12 protein-coding genes are annotated in these 17468 nt (G+C 69.4%); 10 read left to right on the forward strand and 2 right to left on the reverse strand.

Annotation, left to right across the window (positions count from 1 at the left end; translation table 11 throughout):
• Positions 1 to 3 precede the first annotated feature (3 nt).
• Positions 4 to 792 (reverse strand): 4'-phosphopantetheinyl transferase family protein, encoded by a 789-nt coding sequence (locus AB3X08_RS10195; RefSeq protein ID WP_369938034.1) that lies wholly within the window; start codon positions 790 to 792, stop codon positions 4 to 6.
• A gap of 401 nt (positions 793 to 1193) precedes the next feature.
• Here AB3X08_RS10195 and rpsF point away from each other — a divergent pair, with 401 nt between their 5' ends.
• From rpsF to zipA, 5 genes are all read left to right on the forward strand, one after another.
• A complete protein-coding gene (gene rpsF / locus AB3X08_RS10200) occupies positions 1194 to 1628 on the forward strand; it encodes a 30S ribosomal protein S6 (RefSeq protein ID WP_184410117.1) in 435 nt (144 codons plus the stop codon).
• 11 nt (positions 1629 to 1639) lie between these two features.
• Complete coding sequence (gene rpsR / locus AB3X08_RS10205; RefSeq protein ID WP_005926280.1) at positions 1640 to 1870, forward strand: 30S ribosomal protein S18; 231 nt, start codon at positions 1640 to 1642, stop codon at positions 1868 to 1870.
• Between the two features lie 161 nt (positions 1871 to 2031).
• Positions 2032 to 2481 carry a 50S ribosomal protein L9 gene (rplI, locus tag AB3X08_RS10210; protein WP_184410116.1) on the forward strand — a complete coding sequence of 150 codons (450 nt, stop codon included), beginning with the start codon at positions 2032 to 2034 and terminating at the stop codon, positions 2479 to 2481.
• A 228-nt stretch (positions 2482 to 2709) separates the two neighbouring features.
• Complete coding sequence (gene smc / locus AB3X08_RS10215) at positions 2710 to 6213, forward strand: chromosome segregation protein SMC (RefSeq protein WP_369938037.1); 3504 nt, start codon at positions 2710 to 2712, stop codon at positions 6211 to 6213.
• A gap of 58 nt (positions 6214 to 6271) precedes the next feature.
• Positions 6272 to 7009: a cell division protein ZipA gene (gene zipA / locus AB3X08_RS10220; protein WP_369938039.1), complete on the forward strand. Its 738-nt coding sequence runs from the start codon at positions 6272 to 6274 to the stop codon at positions 7007 to 7009.
• Positions 7010 to 7206: 197 nt separating this feature from the next.
• On the opposite strand, the gene AB3X08_RS10225 is transcribed toward zipA, so the two are convergent.
• The gene (locus tag AB3X08_RS10225; protein WP_369938041.1) at positions 7207 to 8331 is read right to left on the reverse strand and encodes a pyridoxal phosphate-dependent aminotransferase; all 1125 of its coding nucleotides are present in this window, start codon (positions 8329 to 8331) and stop codon (positions 7207 to 7209) included.
• Between the two features lie 288 nt (positions 8332 to 8619).
• Here AB3X08_RS10225 and ligA point away from each other — a divergent pair, with 288 nt between their 5' ends.
• The 5 genes from ligA to gyrA all read left to right on the forward strand — a co-directional run bounded on the left by ligA (position 8620) and on the right by gyrA (position 17276).
• The gene (gene ligA / locus AB3X08_RS10230; RefSeq protein WP_369938043.1) at positions 8620 to 11136 is read left to right on the forward strand and encodes an NAD-dependent DNA ligase LigA; all 2517 of its coding nucleotides are present in this window, start codon (positions 8620 to 8622) and stop codon (positions 11134 to 11136) included.
• Positions 11137 to 11176: 40 nt separating this feature from the next.
• Positions 11177 to 12136 carry an EF-P lysine aminoacylase EpmA gene (gene epmA / locus AB3X08_RS10235; RefSeq protein ID WP_369938044.1) on the forward strand — a complete coding sequence of 320 codons (960 nt, stop codon included), beginning with the start codon at positions 11177 to 11179 and terminating at the stop codon, positions 12134 to 12136.
• Between the two features lie 139 nt (positions 12137 to 12275).
• Positions 12276 to 12983, forward strand: coding sequence for a DUF3011 domain-containing protein (locus AB3X08_RS10240; protein ID WP_369938046.1), 708 nt, complete (start codon positions 12276 to 12278; stop codon positions 12981 to 12983).
• A gap of 179 nt (positions 12984 to 13162) precedes the next feature.
• Positions 13163 to 14227: an S-methyl-5-thioribose-1-phosphate isomerase gene (mtnA, locus tag AB3X08_RS10245; RefSeq protein WP_369938047.1), complete on the forward strand. Its 1065-nt coding sequence runs from the start codon at positions 13163 to 13165 to the stop codon at positions 14225 to 14227.
• 208 nt (positions 14228 to 14435) lie between these two features.
• Positions 14436 to 17276, forward strand: coding sequence for a DNA gyrase subunit A (gene gyrA / locus AB3X08_RS10250; protein WP_369938048.1), 2841 nt, complete (start codon positions 14436 to 14438; stop codon positions 17274 to 17276).
• The last annotated feature ends 192 nt before the right edge of the window (positions 17277 to 17468 follow it).

The following is a 17468-nucleotide window of genomic DNA, read 5'->3' on the forward strand; positions in this document are numbered from 1 at the left end:
CGCTCACCACGCGCAATGGGTCAGCACCAGCTGCGGATCCAGGTCCAGCCGTGCGTAGCCGATCTCGCAGGTCTGCCCTTCGACGAACTGCGCGCATAGCGTCTCAGTGAGCCGCAGGCGCAGCCGCTGTCGCGCCGGATCGACCCCGCACACGCGCGCCGCGGCGAAGTCGAAATAGCGCCCGACCGCGCCGAACGCGGCCTTGAACAGGCTTTCCTTGGCCGAGAACAGCGCGGTCAGCAGTGCGTCGTGCGACCACGCTGCAGTGGCCGCGGCGGCCAGCAGGTCGGCTTCCTGCGCATCGATCGCCACGCCCAGCACGGCCTCGCGCGCTGCCGGCGCGAGCAGCCGTTCCAGGTCGATGCCGATGCCATGGGCCTGGCCGGCCGGCAACGCCACGGCCGCCGCGCAGCCGTCGCTGTGGGAGATGCTGCCCAGGCTGCCGGTCGGCCAGCGCGGCTCGCGCGTCGCGCCGATCGCGATCTCGGCCTGCGCCGGCACAGGCCCTAGCGCCTCGCCCAGCGCCAGCCGCGCGGCCAGGCGCCCGAACAGGAATTCCGCCTGGCGCTTGCGCACGCTGCGCGCGACGCTGTCCGGACAGGCGATCGCCGCGGCGGCGAAGGCCTGCGGCTGGAAGCGTTCGGCCGCGAAGGCCAGCGCGTACAGCGGCCTGCCGTCGTCCAGCAGGTAGCGGTGTGCGCTGCGCAGGGCGGTGGCGACTGCTGGCGGCAGGTCCAGCTGCAGCGCCTGGCCGGCGCGCGGGGCAGGGGCGACGTGCAGGCTGGCGCTCAATGCGCGTCCCCGGCGGACCTGCCGCAGGAGCGTGCGCCGCCGCATGGTGGCGCTGGATTGGCCGCAAGGTCGCGGCCGGCAGCAGCGGCCAGGGCGAGCGGTTGCGCGCAACGCGGCATGGCGTCGGTGGCTGAGGGCGCGGGCAGGCTGTGGTTCACCCGGCCAGTGTCGCAAAACCGGCGCCGGCGCGGCAGCGACGGCCCCGGCCGGCGCATCGTTTGCAGCAGGCGGCACCCGCCGTGCATGCGCGTACGGCCGCCAACTTGCGGTGCGGCGCCTGCGCTGCCATACTTTCCGGCTTCCTGCGCCCGTCGTGGCGGGATCCCTTGCCCCACCGCACCCGTCCTGGGCCTGGCGGGGGGCTGTCCGGCCCTCGGGCCACATCCGAAAGGTATAACCACATGAGTCGTCATTACGAAATCGTGTTCCTGGTCCATCCGGACCAGAGCGAGCAGGTCCCGGCCATGATCGAGCGCTACAAGTCGCTGGTCGAGAACGGCAGCGGCACCATCCACCGCCTGGAAGACTGGGGCCGCCGCCAGCTGGCGTACCCGATCCAGAACCTGGTGAAGGCGCACTACGTCATGCTCAACATCGAAGTGGACCAGGCCATCCTGGCCGAACTGGTCGAGAGCTTCCGCTTCAACGACGCCGTGCTGCGCCACCTGGTGATCAAGCGCGACGGCGCGGACACCGAGCAGTCGCTGATCATGAAGAGCAAGGACGAGAAGGGCGACAAGCCCGAGCGTAGCGAGCGTCGTCGCCGCGACGACGAGGAAGGCGATGCGCCTGCCGCCGCCACCGATACCGACGGCGACGCCGCCGAAGCCGCCTAAGGAGCACTGCCATGTCCAAGTTCTTCCGTCGCCGCAAGTTCTGCAAGTTCACCGCCGAGGGCGTCAAAGAGATCGACTACAAGGATCTCAACACCCTGCGCCAGTACCTCACCGAGAACGGCAAGATCGTGCCGAGCCGCGTGACCGGCACCAAGTCCAAGTACCAGCGCCAGCTGGCCACGGCGGTCAAGCGCGCGCGTTTCCTGGCGCTGATCCCGTACACGGACAACCACGATATCTAATCCGAGTCCCTCGGAAGAGCCCGCACATCCATGTGCGGGGATCTAACGAACAGCCCGCGTGGGCCGGCATAGACGGCCCACGCAGGCGACTCTCTCCCGTCCTATTCGGACAGCAAACGTTGCGTCGGCGAGCCGGCGCTAACGAATAACGGAGCAAAACCATGCAACTGATTCTTCTGCAGAAAGTGACCAACCTGGGTGGCCTCGGCGACAAGGTCGACGTCAAGCCGGGCTACGGCCGCAACTACCTGGTGCCGCAGGGCAAGGCCGTGCCGGCCACCGCCGCCAACATCGCCGAGTTCGAGGCCAAGCGCGCCGATTACGAAGCCAAGGCGAAGTCGATCCATGCCGACGCCGAGGCCCGTGCGGCCAAGCTGGAAGGCGCCAGCGTGACGGTCAAGGCCAACGCGTCCACCGAAGGCAAGCTGTACGGCTCGGTCGGCCCGCGCGACATCGCCGAGGCGTTCACCGCCGCCGGCCTGCCGCTGGAAAAGGGCGAAGTGGTGCTGGGCGAAGGCGCGTTCCGCAACATCGGCGAGTACGAGGTGCTGGTGCGCCTGCACGCCGACGTCGAGACCACGGTCAAGGTCGTGGTCGAAGCCGAAGCCTGATCCACGGCTTCATGCTGTACCGAAACGGGCACCGCAAGGTGCCCGTTTCGTTTGCGCGCTCCGGCCCCGGCCCCCGCTGGGTGCCGTTATACTCATCGGTTCGTGCCCGTTTCATGTCCGGCGATCGTAGGTGTATCAAGGACTTGAAAGCGGGACTTCACCTGGATATTCATTAGCGGCAGCGCGTGCCGGCCCGGCGGCCGCCGCCTGCCATGGATTGCCTGCCTCATGCGCCTGTCGACCATCAAGCTGTCCGGCTTCAAGTCCTTCGTCGATCCGACCACGCTGCACTTGCCGACCAACATGACCGGCATCGTCGGTCCGAACGGCTGCGGCAAGTCGAACATCATCGACGCGGTGCGCTGGGTGATGGGCGAAAGCTCGGCCAGCCGCCTGCGCGGCGACTCGCTGACCGACGTGATCTTCTCCGGCTCCTCGGCGCGCAAACCGGTGTCGCAGGCCACGGTGGAGCTGATCTTCGACAACTCCGACCACACCATTTCCGGCGAGTACGCCTCCTTCAACGAGATCTCGGTCAAGCGCCAGGTCAGCCGCGACGGCAGCAGCAGCTACTACCTCAACGGCACCAAATGCCGGCGCCGCGACATCACCGACCTGTTCCTGGGCACCGGCCTGGGCCCGCGCAGCTACTCGATCATCGAGCAGGGCATGATCAGCCAGATCATCGAGGCGCGCCCGGAAGACCTGCGCGTGTACCTGGAAGAGGCCGCCGGCATCTCCAAGTACAAGGAGCGGCGCAAGGAGACCGAGACCCGCATCCGCCATACCCGCGAGAACCTGGAGCGGCTGGGCGACCTGCGCGAGGAGATCGGCAAGCAACTCGAGCACCTCAAGCGCCAGGCGCGCCAGGCCGAGCAGTACCAGGCGCTGCAGGAAGAACGCCGGATCAAGGACGCGCAGTGGAAGGCGCTGGAATACCGCGGCCTGGACAGCAAATTGCAGGGCCTGCGCGAGGCGCTGGGCCAGGAAGAGACGCGCCTGCAGCAGTTCATCGCCGAACAGCGCGACGCCGAGGCGCGGATCGAGACCGGCCGCGTGCGCCGCGAGGAAGCCGCCGAGGCCTTGAGCAAGGCCCAGGCCGAGGTCTATCAGGTCGGCAGCACCCTGGCGCGCATCGAGCAGCAGATCCAGCACCAGCGCGACCTGTCGCAGCGCCTGCACAAGGCGCGCGACGAAGCGCAGCTGGCGCTGGCCGAACTCGGCCAACACATCAGCGGCGACGAGGCCAAGCTGGCGCTGTTGCGCGAGTCGGTGGACGTGGCCGGGCCGCAGCTGGAGCAGTTGCAGGAAGACAACGAATACAAGCAGGAAGCCCTGCGCGAGGCTGAGGCCAGGCTGGCCGACTGGCAGCAGCGTTGGGAAACCCATCAGCGCTACACCGCCGAGGCCTCGCGCGCCGGCGAAGTCGAGCGCACCCGTGTCGATTACCTGGACCGGCAATCGCTGGAGGCCGAGCGCCGCCGCGAAGCGCTGGCCGCCGAGCGCGCCGGGCTGGACCTGGACGCGCTGGCCGCCGCCTTCGAACAGGTGGAGCTGCAGCACGAGACCCAGCGCGCCGCGCTGGACGGGCTCAACGAACAGGTCGAAACCCGCAAGCAGGCGCTGACCGCGCTGCAGGAACAGCAGCGCGGCGCGCAGGCGGAACTGGCCGAGGTGCGCAAGCAGGCGCAGGCCGCGCGCGGCCGGCTGTCGTCGTTGGAAACCCTGCAGCAGGCCGCGCTCGGGCAGGAGCAGGGCGCTGCCGTGGCATGGCTGAAAGCGCGCGGGCTGGATTCGGCGGCGCGCGTGGGCGAGCGCATCAGCGTCGAGAGCGGCTGGGAAAACGCGGTCGAAGGCGCGCTCGGGCAATTGATCGAAGGCGTGCTGGTCGATGCGCCGGAGACCCTGGTCGACGCGCTGGGCGAACTCGGCGAAGGCCGCATCGCCCTGGTCGGCAGCGACGAAGCGGGCGGCGACTTCGCGCCGACCTCCCTGGCCGCCAAGGTGCAGGGCCCGATCGCGATCCGCCGGCTGCTGTCGCGGCTGCATGCGGCCGAGGACCTCGCCGCCGCGCGCGCCTTGCTGCCGCAGCTGGGCGAGGGCGACTCGGTCATCACCCGCGACGGCGCGCGCCTGGGCGAGGGCTGGCTGCGCGTGTCGCGCTCCGGCGCGGCCAAGCAGGGCGCCTTGCTGCGCGAGCGCGAGATCCAGGCGCTGCGCGGCCAGATCGACGCGCTGCAGGACCGCGAAGCCGAACTGGATCAGCGCCTGGCGAGCCTGCGCGAGCAGTCGCTGGCCGCCGAGCAGCAGCGCGAGGAAGCGCAGCGCCAGCTGTACCAGGCGCACCGCAGCGTGTCCGAACTGGCCGGGCAATTGCAGAGCCAGCAGGGCAAGGTGGACGCCGCGCGCACCCGCATCGAGCGCATCGAGACCGAAATCGCGCAACTGCTGGAAACCCTGGACAGCAGTCGCGAGCAGGCGCGCGAGGCGCGCTCCAAGCTGGAAGACGCGGTCACCAGCATGGGCGACCTGGAAAGCACGCGCCATGCGCTGGAGAGCGAGCGTCGCCAGCTCACCGAGGCGCGCGACCTGGCCCGCGACGCCGCGCGCCGGGTGCGCGAGGCCTCGCACGCGCTGGCCCTGACCCTGGAATCGCAACGCACCCAGATCGCTTCGCTGAGCCAGGCGCTGGAGCGCATGGGCAACCAGCGCGGGCAACTGGATTCGCGCCTGGGCGAACTCAGCGCGCAGCTGAGCGAAGGCGATTCGCCGGTGCATGCGCTGGAAGCCGAGCACCAGGCCGCGCTCAGCGAACGCGTGCGCACCGATCGCGCGCTGGGCGAGGCGCGCGCGCTGCTGGACGGCATCGACAACGAATTGCGCGCCCTGGAACAGACCCGCCAGCAGCGCGACGAACAGGCCCTGGCGCAGCGCGAGCGCATCGCCCAGCGCCGCCTCGACCAGCAGGCGCTGGTGCTCAGCGCCGAGCAGCTGTCGGCGGCGGTGGTCAAGGCCGGTTTCGTGCTCGAGGAGGTGATCAACGGCCTGCCCGAGCACGCCGATCCGGCCGAGTGGGAGCAGGCGGTGCAGCAGATCGACGGACGCATGCGCCGGCTGGAGCCGGTCAACCTGGCTGCGATCAGCGAGTACGGCGAGGCCGCGCAGCGCGCCGAATACCTGGAAGCGCAGGACGTGGACCTGAACACCGCGCTGGAAACGCTGGAGGACGCGATCCGCAAGATCGACCGCGAGACCCGCGGCCGTTTCAAGGACACCTTCGACCGGGTCAATTCCGGCGTGCAGGCGCTGTATCCGCGCCTGTTCGGCGGTGGCCACGCCTATCTGGAACTGACCGGCGAAGACCTGCTCGACACCGGCGTGGCGATCATGGCGCGGCCGCCCGGCAAGCGCGTGTCCAGCATCTCGCTGCTGTCCGGCGGCGAGAAGGCGATGACCGCGGTGGCGCTGGTGTTCGCGATCTTCCAGCTCAATCCCGCGCCGTTCTGCCTGCTCGACGAGGTCGACGCGCCGCTGGACGAAGCCAACGTCGGCCGCCTGGCGGCGATGGTCAGGGAAATGAGCGAGAAAGTGCAGTTCCTGTTCGTCAGCCACAACAAGGCGACGATGGAAGCGGCGCACCAGCTCAGCGGCGTCACCATGCGCGAACCGGGCGTCAGTCGCCTGGTCAGCGTGGACCTCGAGGAAGCCGCGCGTTTGGCGGGCGCGGCCTGACGTGACATGCTAAATACCTTGTCTTCCCCCTACGCACCCCTGCCGGAGTAACCCCCGAATGTCCGACATGGCAATGCTGCGCATTGGTATCCTCGCCGCCGGTCTGTTGCTGATCGCGGCGATCTTCCTGTTCGGCCGCCCGAAGAAACCGACCCAGGGCCGGCGCGTGGAGCCGGCCGACCCGGCCGCGCCGCGGCGCGAGCCGTCGCTCGGCGATGCCGCGCTTGCCGCCGAGGGCGACGCGATCGCCGCGCCCGACCTGGACGGCGCCCTCGGCCAGCCCGAACTGGGCCTGTCCGCCGCCGAAGCGGCCAATGCCGAACTCGGCAAGCGGCCGAGCCAGGACTTCGACAAGATCGTCTCGCTGTACGTCGCCGCGCGTGCCGGCCAGGTGCTGCGCGGCGAGGACATCGTCGTCGCCGCCGAGAAGACCGGGCTGGTGTTCGGCCACATGAGCGTGTTCCATCGCCTGGTCGAAGGCCATCCCGAGCGCGGGCCCATTTTCAGCATGGCCAGCATCATGAAGCCGGGCAGTTTCGACATGGCCCACATCCGCGAGATGGAGACCCCGGCGATCGCCTTCTTCCTGACCCTGCCGGCGCCGCTGACCGCGCTCGATGCCTGGGAAAAGATGCTGCCGACGGTGCAGCGCATGGGCGAACTGCTCGACGGCGTGGTCCTGGACGACAGCCGCAACGCCCTCGGCCGCCAGCGCATCGCCCACATCCGCGACGAACTGCGCGCCTACGACCGGCAGCATCAGGCGCCGCCGTTGACGAAGGCGCCGCGCTGGTAGGCGCCGCGCCAGCGGCGCGGCGCTGGGATTAGGGATTCGGGATTGGGGATTCGTAAAAGCGAATCCGCTGGCGTTTTCCTTCTCCCTGCGGGAGAAGGTGCCCCGAAGGGGCGGATGAGGGTACGGGCGAAGCCTAAGGTATCAACCCCAGGCTCTTACGAATCCCCAATCCCGAATCCCCAATCCCGGCGCGCAAGCTACTTGCGCGCCTTCAAAAACGCCTCGCGAAACCGCAGCATCTCCGCCTCGGTGCCGACGGTGACCCGTACCTGCTTCGGCCAGATCGGCCAGCTGCGGCCGATCATCACCCCTTGCTTGGCCATCGACGCGGCGAACGCCTTGCCGTCGCGCTTGACGTCGACCATGAAGCAATTGGATTGCGACGGCAGGCACTTGTAGCCCTTGCTCTGCAGCCAGGCGATGGTCTCGGTGCGGATCCGCGCGTTCTCCGCGCGCCGCGCCGGCACCAGTTGCACGTCGCGCAGGCTGGCGATGCCGGCGGCCACGGCCGTGATCGCCACCGGGTTCTCGCCGAACGCGGCCAGCTTGGTCAGCAGTCCCGGCGAGGCCACCGCCAGGCCCAGGCGCAGCCCGGCCATGCCGTACAGCTTGGAGAAGGTGCGCAGCACCAGCAGGTCCTGGCGCTGGCCGATCAGGTCGATCACCGAAGGCTGTTCGCTGTAGTGGATGTAGGCCTCGTCGACCAGCAGCACGCTGGAGGCAGGCTTGTTGGCCAGCAGCCATTCGATGTCGGCGCGCGCGGTGATCGAGCCGGTTGGGTTGTTCGGGTTGCACAGGTAGATCAGCCCGGCGTTCGGATCGGCGCTGGCCATCGCCTTGACGTCGTGCGCGCCGTCGGCGCGCAGCGGCACGCGTTTGACCGGCGCGCCGTGCGCGGCGGCGACATCGGCCACCGCCTCGAAGGTCGGATCGGCCACCACCACGCCGGCGCGGGCCGAGGTGAACGCGCGCGCGGCGCGGTTGAGCGGGTCGCTGGAGCCGGGATAGACCGCGACGTGGTCGCTGGGCAACTGCTGCTCGCCGGCGAACAGCGCGATCAGGTCGTTCTGCAGGTCGAACAGATAGCGGCCGGCGCGCGGCAGGATCGCCTGCGCCGCGTCCAGCGCGGCCGGTGCCGGACCCAGCGGACATTCGTTGAAGTTCAGATACACCGGGCCTGACGCCGGCGCCACGCCGGGCGTCGCGACCGCAGCCGCCTTGCGCTTTGCCGCCTCCGCAGCGGGCGCCAGGCCCAGCGCGCCGACCGCCAGGCCCGAGGTGGCGAGGGAAAGGAAGGAACGGCGCGAAACCGGTAGCGACACGGGGACTCTCCAACGAACGGGGCAGGGAGGCAAGCTAATGTCTCCTTAACGTTTCGGCAAGTTTTCTGAATCGCGCACAAACACGCCGCGGAACGCCCGCGGCCGCTTCAGTCCCTCTCCCGCCGGAAGAGGGGTTGGGGTGAGGGCACGCCCGCCGCCGCACCATCGGTCCCAGCGTCAGGCCCTCGATCCCAACCCCCGATCCCCCAATCCCGGCCGCATCCGCATTTCCCCTCACCAGGCACCCAGTTACTATCGCCCCCTCTCCGTTACCCGATTCCGCCGCGCATGCCCGCTCCAGCCGATCTCCAGCAGCGCGTCGCCGAGCTGCGCCAGCGCATCGAAGACGCCAACGACCGCTACTACGTGCACGACGATCCATCGATCACCGATGCCGAGTACGACGCGTTGATGCGCGAGCTGGAAGCGCTGGAAGCCGAGCACCCGCAGCTGGCGCGCGAGGACTCGCCGACCCGCACCGTTGGCGCGCGGCCGGACGGCGGCTTCCCGGAAGTGCGGCACGCGATCCCGATGCTGTCGCTGGCCAACGCCTTCGAGACGCCGGGCGTGGCCGAGGAGGCCGACGACCGCGAGCGCTTCGCCGAAGTCGCCGATTTCGAGCGGCGCATCGAGCGTGCGCTGGACTTGGCCGCGCCGGTGTTCTCGGTCGAGCCGAAACTGGACGGCCTGGCGATCAGCCTGCGCTACGAGGACGGCGTGTTCGTGCAGGGCGCCACCCGCGGCGACGGCAGCACCGGCGAGGACGTCACCGCCAACCTGCGCCAGGTGCGCTCGGTGCCGCTGAAGCTGCGCGACCTGGGCACGCCGTTTCCGGCCGTGCTCGAGGTCCGCGGCGAGATCTACATGCCGCGTGCGGCCTTCGCCGAGTGGAACGCCAAGGCGCTGGAGCGCAACGAGAAACTGCTCGCCAATCCGCGCAACGGCGCCGCCGGTTCGCTGCGCCAGCTCGATCCGGCGGTCACCCGGCGGCGGCCGCTGGCGTTCTTCGCCTATTCGGTCGGCGAGGTGCGCGGGCTGGAACTGCCCGAGACCCATTCGCAGACCCTGGCGCTGCTGCGCCGCTATGGCTTCCCGGTGGCGCCCGAGGTCGCGACGGCGACCGGCTTCGACGGCCTGATCGCGTATTTCCGCCGCATCGGCGCCAGGCGCGACGCGCTGCCGTACGACATCGACGGCGTGGTCTACAAACTCGACGACTACGACCAGCAGGCGGCGATGGGCTTCGTTTCGCGCGCGCCGCGCTGGGCGCTGGCGCACAAGTTCCCGGCGCAGGAGCAATCCACCGTGCTGCGCGCGATCGAAGTGCAGATCGGCCGTACCGGCGCGGTCACGCCGGTGGCGCGGCTGGAACCGGTGCAGGTCGCCGGCGTCACCGTCACCAACGCGACCCTGCACAACGCCGACCAGATCGCGCGGCTGGACGCGCGCGAAGGCGATACCGTCATCGTGCGCCGCGCCGGCGATGTGATTCCCGAAGTGGTGCGGGTCATCGAAGAACGCCGTCCCGCCGGCACGCAGCCGTGGACGATGCCGGCGACGTGTCCGGTGTGCGGCTCGGAGCTGGTCAAGGAAGAAGACGCGGTGGCCTGGCGCTGCAGCGGCGGGCTGGCCTGCGCAGCGCAGCGCAAGGAGGCCGTGCGCCATTTCGCCTCGCGCCGGGCCATGGACATCGAAGGCCTGGGCGACCGCCAGGCCGATGCCCTGGTCGAATTCGGTTTCGTGCATTCGCTGGCCGATCTGTACGCGCTGAGCGTCGAAGACCTGGTGCGGATGAAGGCGGCGCTGGACGCGGCGACGGCCGCCGACCTGGTGCAGGCGGTGAACGACAGCAAGGGCGCGCTGACGCTCGACGCGCAGGCGCAGGCCTCGCTGGCGCGGGAAACCCCGGACTGGAAGCGCGCCGACTTCCTGCGCGCGCACCTGGCCGTGGATCTGGGCGGCAAGCTGGCGACGAAATGGGCGGAGAACCTGGTCGCCGGCATCGGCGCCAGCCGCCACACCACATTGCCGCGTTTCCTGTTCGCGCTGGGCATTCCGCACCTGGGCGAAACCACCGCCAAGGCGCTCGCGCACTGGCTGGGATCGCTGGACTTCGTGCGCAGCACGCCGGCGGTGCTGCTGCAGGCGCTGCCGGATATCGGCGGCGAGGTGGCGCGTTCGATCGCGACCTTCTTCGAACAACCCGGCAACGCGGCCGTGGTCGATGCGCTGGTCCAGGCCGGCATCCGCTTCGCCGACGAGAGTGCGCCGCCGGCGCAGCTGCGCGAGCGGCTCGACCTGGCGCACCTGCTGACCACGTTGCCGGTGGACAAGCTCGGCGGCAAGAGCGCGCAACGGCTGGCCGCGACCTACGGCACGCTCGATGCGCTGCTGCGCGCCAACGAGAGCGGCTGGACCGGCGCCGGCTTGTCGGCGGCGGGCGCGGCCAATCTCGCCGCTTACCTGGCCGATGAAGCCAGGCTGCAGGCCTTGCGCCAGGCCGACGCGGCGATGCGGCGGCTGCTCGACGCGGCGCCGGCGCAGGCCGAGCGCCGCGCCGCGCCGCTGGACGGGCAGACCGTGGTGCTGACCGGCACCTTGCAGCAACTCAGCCGCGACGCGGCCAAGGCGCGCCTGGAAGCGCTGGGTGCGAAGGTCGCCGGCAGCGTGTCGAAGAAGACCAGCTTCGTCGTCGCCGGCGCCGAGGCCGGTTCCAAACTGGACAAGGCGCAGGAACTGGGCGTTGCGGTATGGGACGAGGCGCAGTTGCTGGCCTTGCTCGGCGAGCAGGAGCAGCAGGGGTGAGCGGCGCGCACGCGGCAGGCCGGACCTGCGGATCGCCGCGATGAGCGACGCGGTGGACATCGCGGCGCTGCGCCTGCGCGCCGCGCTCAACGCGCGCATCCGCGCCTTCTTCGCCGCGCGCGACGTGCTCGAGGTGGAGACGCCGATGCTGTCGGCGGCCGGCAACACCGAACCCAACATCGACAGTTTCCAGACCCGCTTCAGCGGCCATGTCGATGCCGGCCCGGCGCTGCGCTGGCTGCGCACCTCGCCGGAATATCCGCTGAAACGCCTGCTGGCCGCCGGCGTCGGCGATTGCTACGAACTCGGCCGGGTGTTCCGCAACGGCGAGGCAGGCGGCCGCCACAATCCCGAGTTCACCATGCTCGAGTGGTACCGGGTCGGCTGGAACCACCTGCAACTGGTGGACGAGACCGTGGCGCTGGTGCGCGAGGCGCTGGCGCTGGTGGCGCGCACGGCGACGCTGCAGGTCGTCACCTACCGGCAACTGTTCCTGGATACGCTGGGCATCGATCCATTGCTGGCACCGCTGGACGCGTTGCAGCAGCCATTGCGCGATGTCCATCTCGACGCTGCAGGGCTGACCCGCGACGACTGGCTCGACCTGCTGATGACCCATCGCCTGCAACCGGCATTCCCGGCCGACCGCATCACCGTGGTCCACGACTGGCCAGCCACGCAGTGCGCGTTGGCGCGCATCCGCGACGAACAGCCGCCGGTCGCCGAGCGCTTCGAGCTGTACCTGGGTGGCTACGAGCTGGCCAACGGCTACCACGAGCTCAACGATGCGGCCGAGCAGCGGCGCCGCTTCCTGCGCGATCACGCGCTGCGCCGCGAGCGCGGCGCGCAATTGCCGCCGCTGGACGAGCGCTTGCTGCAGGCCTTGCCGGCGCTGCCCGATTGCGCCGGCGTCGCGGTCGGCGTGGATCGCCTGCTGATGGCGATGCGCGGCACCGCATCGATCGGCGACGTGCTCGCCTACGATTTCGCGCGAGCCTGAACGGCGCTGCGTTCATGTTGCGTCTTCTTGCTTTGTCGACACCGATGATGGTTTGATCCAGCCCAGCATGCGGTCGATGCGTGGTGTCGATGGAGTGGTCTTCGTTGTTCAGGTTCTACGCATAGGGGCAGAGCCAAGCATGAAGTGGTCGTACGGGCTCGGTGGCTGGTGTTGGCTGGGATTGGCGGTATCCGCATGTCCGGCGAAGGCGTTTGCGCAGGCGCCGGACGGCTACGACGCCGCGGTGGTGCGCTGCGAATCGCGCGACATGAGCTGGGTGCATTGCCCGATGCCGGTCGATCAGGGCGTCGAACTGGTCCGGCAACTGTCCGACAACGACTGCATTCGCGGCAGCGAATGGGGGTCGGACGCCACCGGGGTGTGGGTGACGCTGGGCTGCCGCGCCGAATTCCGTTCCAATCCGCCGCAACCCACGCGCAGCGCGATGCGCCGCGTATTGCGCTGCGAATCCGACGGCCGGGTCGAGAGCTGCCCGGTCATGCTGCGCGGCGCGCCGGTGCGGCTGATGCGCCAGCTGTCCTCGGTGCCGTGCCGCGAGGAGCGCAGCTGGGGCGTGCGCCGCAACGAGATCTGGGTGTCGCGCGGCTGCCGCGGCGAGTTCGAGATCGGCGCCAGCGACGGCTCCGGCTTTCCGGTCGGCGCGCGGCCGGTGCTGTGCGAATCCAAGGGCCGAACGCGGCGCCGCTGCGGGGTCAGCATCCACGGCAGCGTGCAACTGCGCAAGCAGCTGTCCGGCACCGCCTGCGTGCAGGACGAGAGCTGGGGCTGGGACCGCGACGGCATCTGGGTGGACAAGGGTTGCCGCGCGGAATTCAGCGTCAACTGAGCGCCGCCAGCAGGCCAGGCGTACGCCGCCATCGCCTTTGCGACCCGCTTTTCCACAGCCGTATGGCTGGTCATCCCCACTCCCCAATCCCCACTCCCCAATCCCCAATCCCCACTCCCCACTCCCCAATCCCCAATCCCCAATCCCCAATCCCCAATCCCCGCCGTTAAAATAGCCGGATGAACCCCGACCTCGATATCGATTACGCCCGCTACGACCATATCCGTCCGATCCTGTGGACTGGCGATGCGCTGGAGCTGCTGGACCAGCGCAAGCTGCCGTTCGTGGTCGAACACGTGCAGTGCACCGACAGCGACCAAGTCGCCGACGCGATCCACACCCTGGCGGTGCGCGGCGCGCCGGCGATCGGCATCGCTGCCAGCTGGGGCGTGGTGCTGGCCGCGCGCGATGTGCAGGCCGACGACGGCGCGCAGGCGCTGGCCAAGCTGGAACCGGCGCTGCAGCGGCTCAATGCGGCGCGGCCGACCGCGGTGAACCTGGCCTGGGCGCTGATGCGCATGCGCAAGGCGCTGGCCGCGGCCGGCGCCGACTGGCGCGAGGCGATCGCGCACGAGGCGCAGGACATCGCCGAAGAAGACCTGGCCGCCAACCGCCACATGGGCGCGCTCGGCGCAGGCCTGATCGCGCCCGGCAGCGGCGTGCTGACCCACTGCAATACCGGATCGCTGGCCACCGCCGGCTTCGGCACCGCGTTGGGCGTGATCCGCGCCGGCATGGCCCAGGGCCGCATCGGCAAGGTGTTCGCCGGCGAGACCCGGCCGTGGCTGCAGGGCGCGCGGCTGACCGTGTGGGAACTGCAGCAGGACGGCATCGACGCGACCCTGATCGCCGATTCGGCGGCGGCGCACCTGATGAAGACCGGGGCGGTGCAGTGGGTGATCGTCGGCGCCGACCGCATCTGCGCCAATGGCGACACCGCCAACAAGATCGGCACCTACCAGCTGGCCATCGCCGCCCGCCACCATGGCGTCAAGTTCATGGTGGTGGCGCCGTGGTCCACCGTGGACATGGACACCGCCGACGGCGCGCAGATCGAGATCGAACAGCGCGACCCGGGCGAGCTGTTCGGGGTGGGCGGGGTGCGCACCGTGGCCGAGGGCATCGCCGCCTGGAACCCGGTGTTCGACGTGACCCCGGCCACGCTGATCGACGCCATCGTCACCGAGCGCGGGGTGATCGAGCGGCCGGATCCCGAGCGCATGCGCGCCGCGTTCGGCAGCTGAGCCGAGGCGACCGCGGCGGACCCGCACGGTCCGGCAAATCCACGCAAGTGCTTGTTCGGGCCGGCAAAAACCAGGCATTCGCGCGCCTGTCATGGTAGAATCGGTCGGTTCGATCGACCGCTGCGCGCCGTAGATTTTCGGTGCCGGCAGGCCTGCTTGCCGCGGGCCGGCGTCCTGGTCGATTAGCCACCAGACTTACGGAACCCGAATGGCAGAATCCGCCAAGGAAATCATCCAGGTCAACCTGGAAGACGAGATGCGCAAGAGCTACCTCGATTACGCGATGAGCGTGATCGTGGGGCGTGCCCTCCCGGATGCGCGCGACGGCCTCAAGCCGGTGCATCGCCGCGTGTTGTTCGCGATGAACGAGCTGGGCGCGCACAGCAACAAGCCCTACTACAAGTCGGCGCGTATCGTCGGCGACGTCATCGGCAAGTACCACCCGCACGGCGACCAGTCGGTGTACGACACGCTGGTGCGCATGGCGCAGCCGTTCTCGCTGCGCTACCTGATGGTGGACGGGCAGGGCAACTTCGGCTCGGTCGACGGCGACTCCGCGGCGGCGATGCGCTACACCGAGGCGCGCATGTCGCGCCTCGCCCACGAAATGATGGCCGACATCGACAAGGAAACCGTCGATTTCCAGCCCAACTACGACGAGAAGGAACTGGAGCCGACGGTCATGCCGACCCGGTTCCCGAGCCTGCTGGTCAACGGTTCGGCCGGCATCGCGGTGGGCATGGCGACCAACATTCCGCCGCACAACCTGACCGAATCGATCAATGCCTGCCTGGCGCTGATCGACAATCCGCAGATCGACGTCGACGGGCTGATGGAATACATCCCCGGTCCGGATTTCCCCACCGCCGGCATCGTCAACGGCACCAGCGGCATCGTCGCCGGCTACCGCACCGGCCGCGGCCGCGTGCGCATGCGCGCCAAGGCCGAGATCGAGATCCAGGACAACGGCCGCGAGGCGATCGTGGTCAACGAGATCCCGTACCAGGTCAACAAGGCGCGGCTGATCGAGAAGATCGCCGAGCTGGTCAAGGAAAAGAAGCTGGAAGGCATCAGCGAACTGCGCGACGAGTCCGACAAGGACGGCATGCGCATCTACATCGAGATCAAGCGCGGCGAAGCCGCCGATGTGGTGCTGAACAATCTGTACCAGCAGACCCAGATGGAGTCGGTGTTCGGCATCAACATGGTGGCGCTGGTCGATGGCCGCCCGCAGCTGCTGAACCTCAAGCAGATGCTGGAGGCGTTCGTCCGCCACCGCCGCGAAGTCGTCACCCGCCGCACCATCTTCGAACTGCGCAAGGCGCGCGCGCGCGCACACATCCTCGAAGGCCTGACCGTCGCGCTCGCCAACATCGACGAGATGATCGAGCTGATCAAGACCTCGGCCAACCCGACCGAGGCGCGCGAGCGGATGCTGGCCAAGACCTGGCAGCCGGGTCTGGTCGGCGCGCTGCTCGGCGCGGCCGGAGCCGAAGCCTCGCGGCCGGAAGACCTGCCGATCGGCGCCGGCCTGGTCGCCGGCGGCTATCAGCTGACCGAAGTGCAGGCCACCCAGATCCTGGAAATGCGCCTGCACCGCCTGACCGGGCTGGAGCAGGAGCGCCTGACCGAGGAATACAAGCAACTGCTGGAGGCGATCGCCGGGCTGATCCGGATCCTGGAAAACCCCGACGTGCTGCTGCAGGTGATCCGCGAGGAGCTGATCAGCATCCGCGAGGAATACGGCGATGCGCGCCGCACCGAGATCCGCCACAGCGAGGAAGATCTTGACATCCTCGACCTGATCGCGCCGGAAGACGTGGTGGTGACGCTGTCGCACGCCGGTTACGCCAAGCGCCAGCCGGTCAGCGCCTACCGTGCGCAGCGCCGCGGCGGCCGCGGCCGCAGCGCGGCGGCGACCAAGGAAGAGGATTTCATCGACCAGTTGTGGCTGGTCAACACCCACGACACGCTGCTGACCTTCACCAGCAGCGGCAAGGTGTTCTGGTTGCCGGTGTACCAGCTGCCGGAGGCCGGCCCGAACGCGCGCGGCCGCCCGATCATCAACTGGATTCCGCTGGAGAACGGCGAGCGCGTGCAGGCGGTGCTGCCGGTGCGCGAATACGCCGACGGCCGCTACGTGTTCTTCGCCACCCGCAACGGCATGGTCAAGAAGACCCCGCTGAGCGAGTTCGCGTTCCAGTTGCGCCGCGGCAAGGTCGCGATCAACCTCGACGAAGGCGACGCCCTGGTCGGCGTGGCGCTGACCGATGGCGAGCGCGACGTGCTGCTGTTCGCCTCCAACGGCAAGACCGTGCGCTTCTCCGAACGGCCCAAGGACGACGAGGCCGAGGACGGCGCCCTCGACGAAGGCACGGGCGAGGACAACGGCGACGATGAGGTCGCGCTGGCCGAAGCCGTCGAGGACGGCGACGACGCGCGCAGCCCGCGCCGCAAGAGCCGCGGCGGGGTCAAGCCGACCGGCCGCAGCAGCCGCGGCGTGCGCGGCATCCGCCTGGCCAAGAGCGAATACGTGGTCAGCCTGATCGTGGCCGAGCCGGCCCTGGGCCAGGACGAGGATGCCGAAGACATCGAGACCGCACCGGAGACGGAGGCCGACGTCGATGCCGAGGCCGTGGTGCGCAACGGCGACGAGCCCGATGCCTACATCCTCACCGCCACCGAGAACGGTTACGGCAAGCGCACGCCGCTGGCCGAATACCCGCGCAAGGGACGCGGCACGCAGGGCGTGATCGGCATCCAGACCAGCGAGCGCAACGGCAAGCTGGTCGGCGCGGTGCTGCTGAGCACCAAGGACGAGGTGTTGCTGATCTCCGATGGTGGCACCCTGGTGCGCACCCGCGCCTCGGAGATCTCCCGCGTCGGCCGCAACACCCAGGGCGTGACTCTGATCCGCCTGTCCAAGGGCGAGAAGCTGCAGGCGGTGGAGCGGCTGGACGGTTCGCTGGTCGAAGAAGAGCCGGTCGAGCCGATCGTGGGCGAGGACGGCACGGTCGAGGTCGCCAGCGAGCTGCCGCCGGAAAGCTGATCGCGCCAGCGAGCGGCATACGACGACGCCGGCACAATGCCGGCGTCGTCGTTTCTGCAAACCCGCAAGTGCAGCATCCTTCCTTCGATCGCCTACGGATTGGCCACGAGCAGCGCCCACGCGTGATCGCTATCGGTCTGATGCAGCGCGGTCGCCTGGTGAGTCAGGAAGGACTGGTAGCCGTCGGCGCCG

The organism is Xanthomonas sp. DAR 34887 (assembly GCF_041245805.1).
Lineage (GTDB): Bacteria > Pseudomonadota > Gammaproteobacteria > Xanthomonadales > Xanthomonadaceae > Xanthomonas_A > Xanthomonas_A tesorieronis.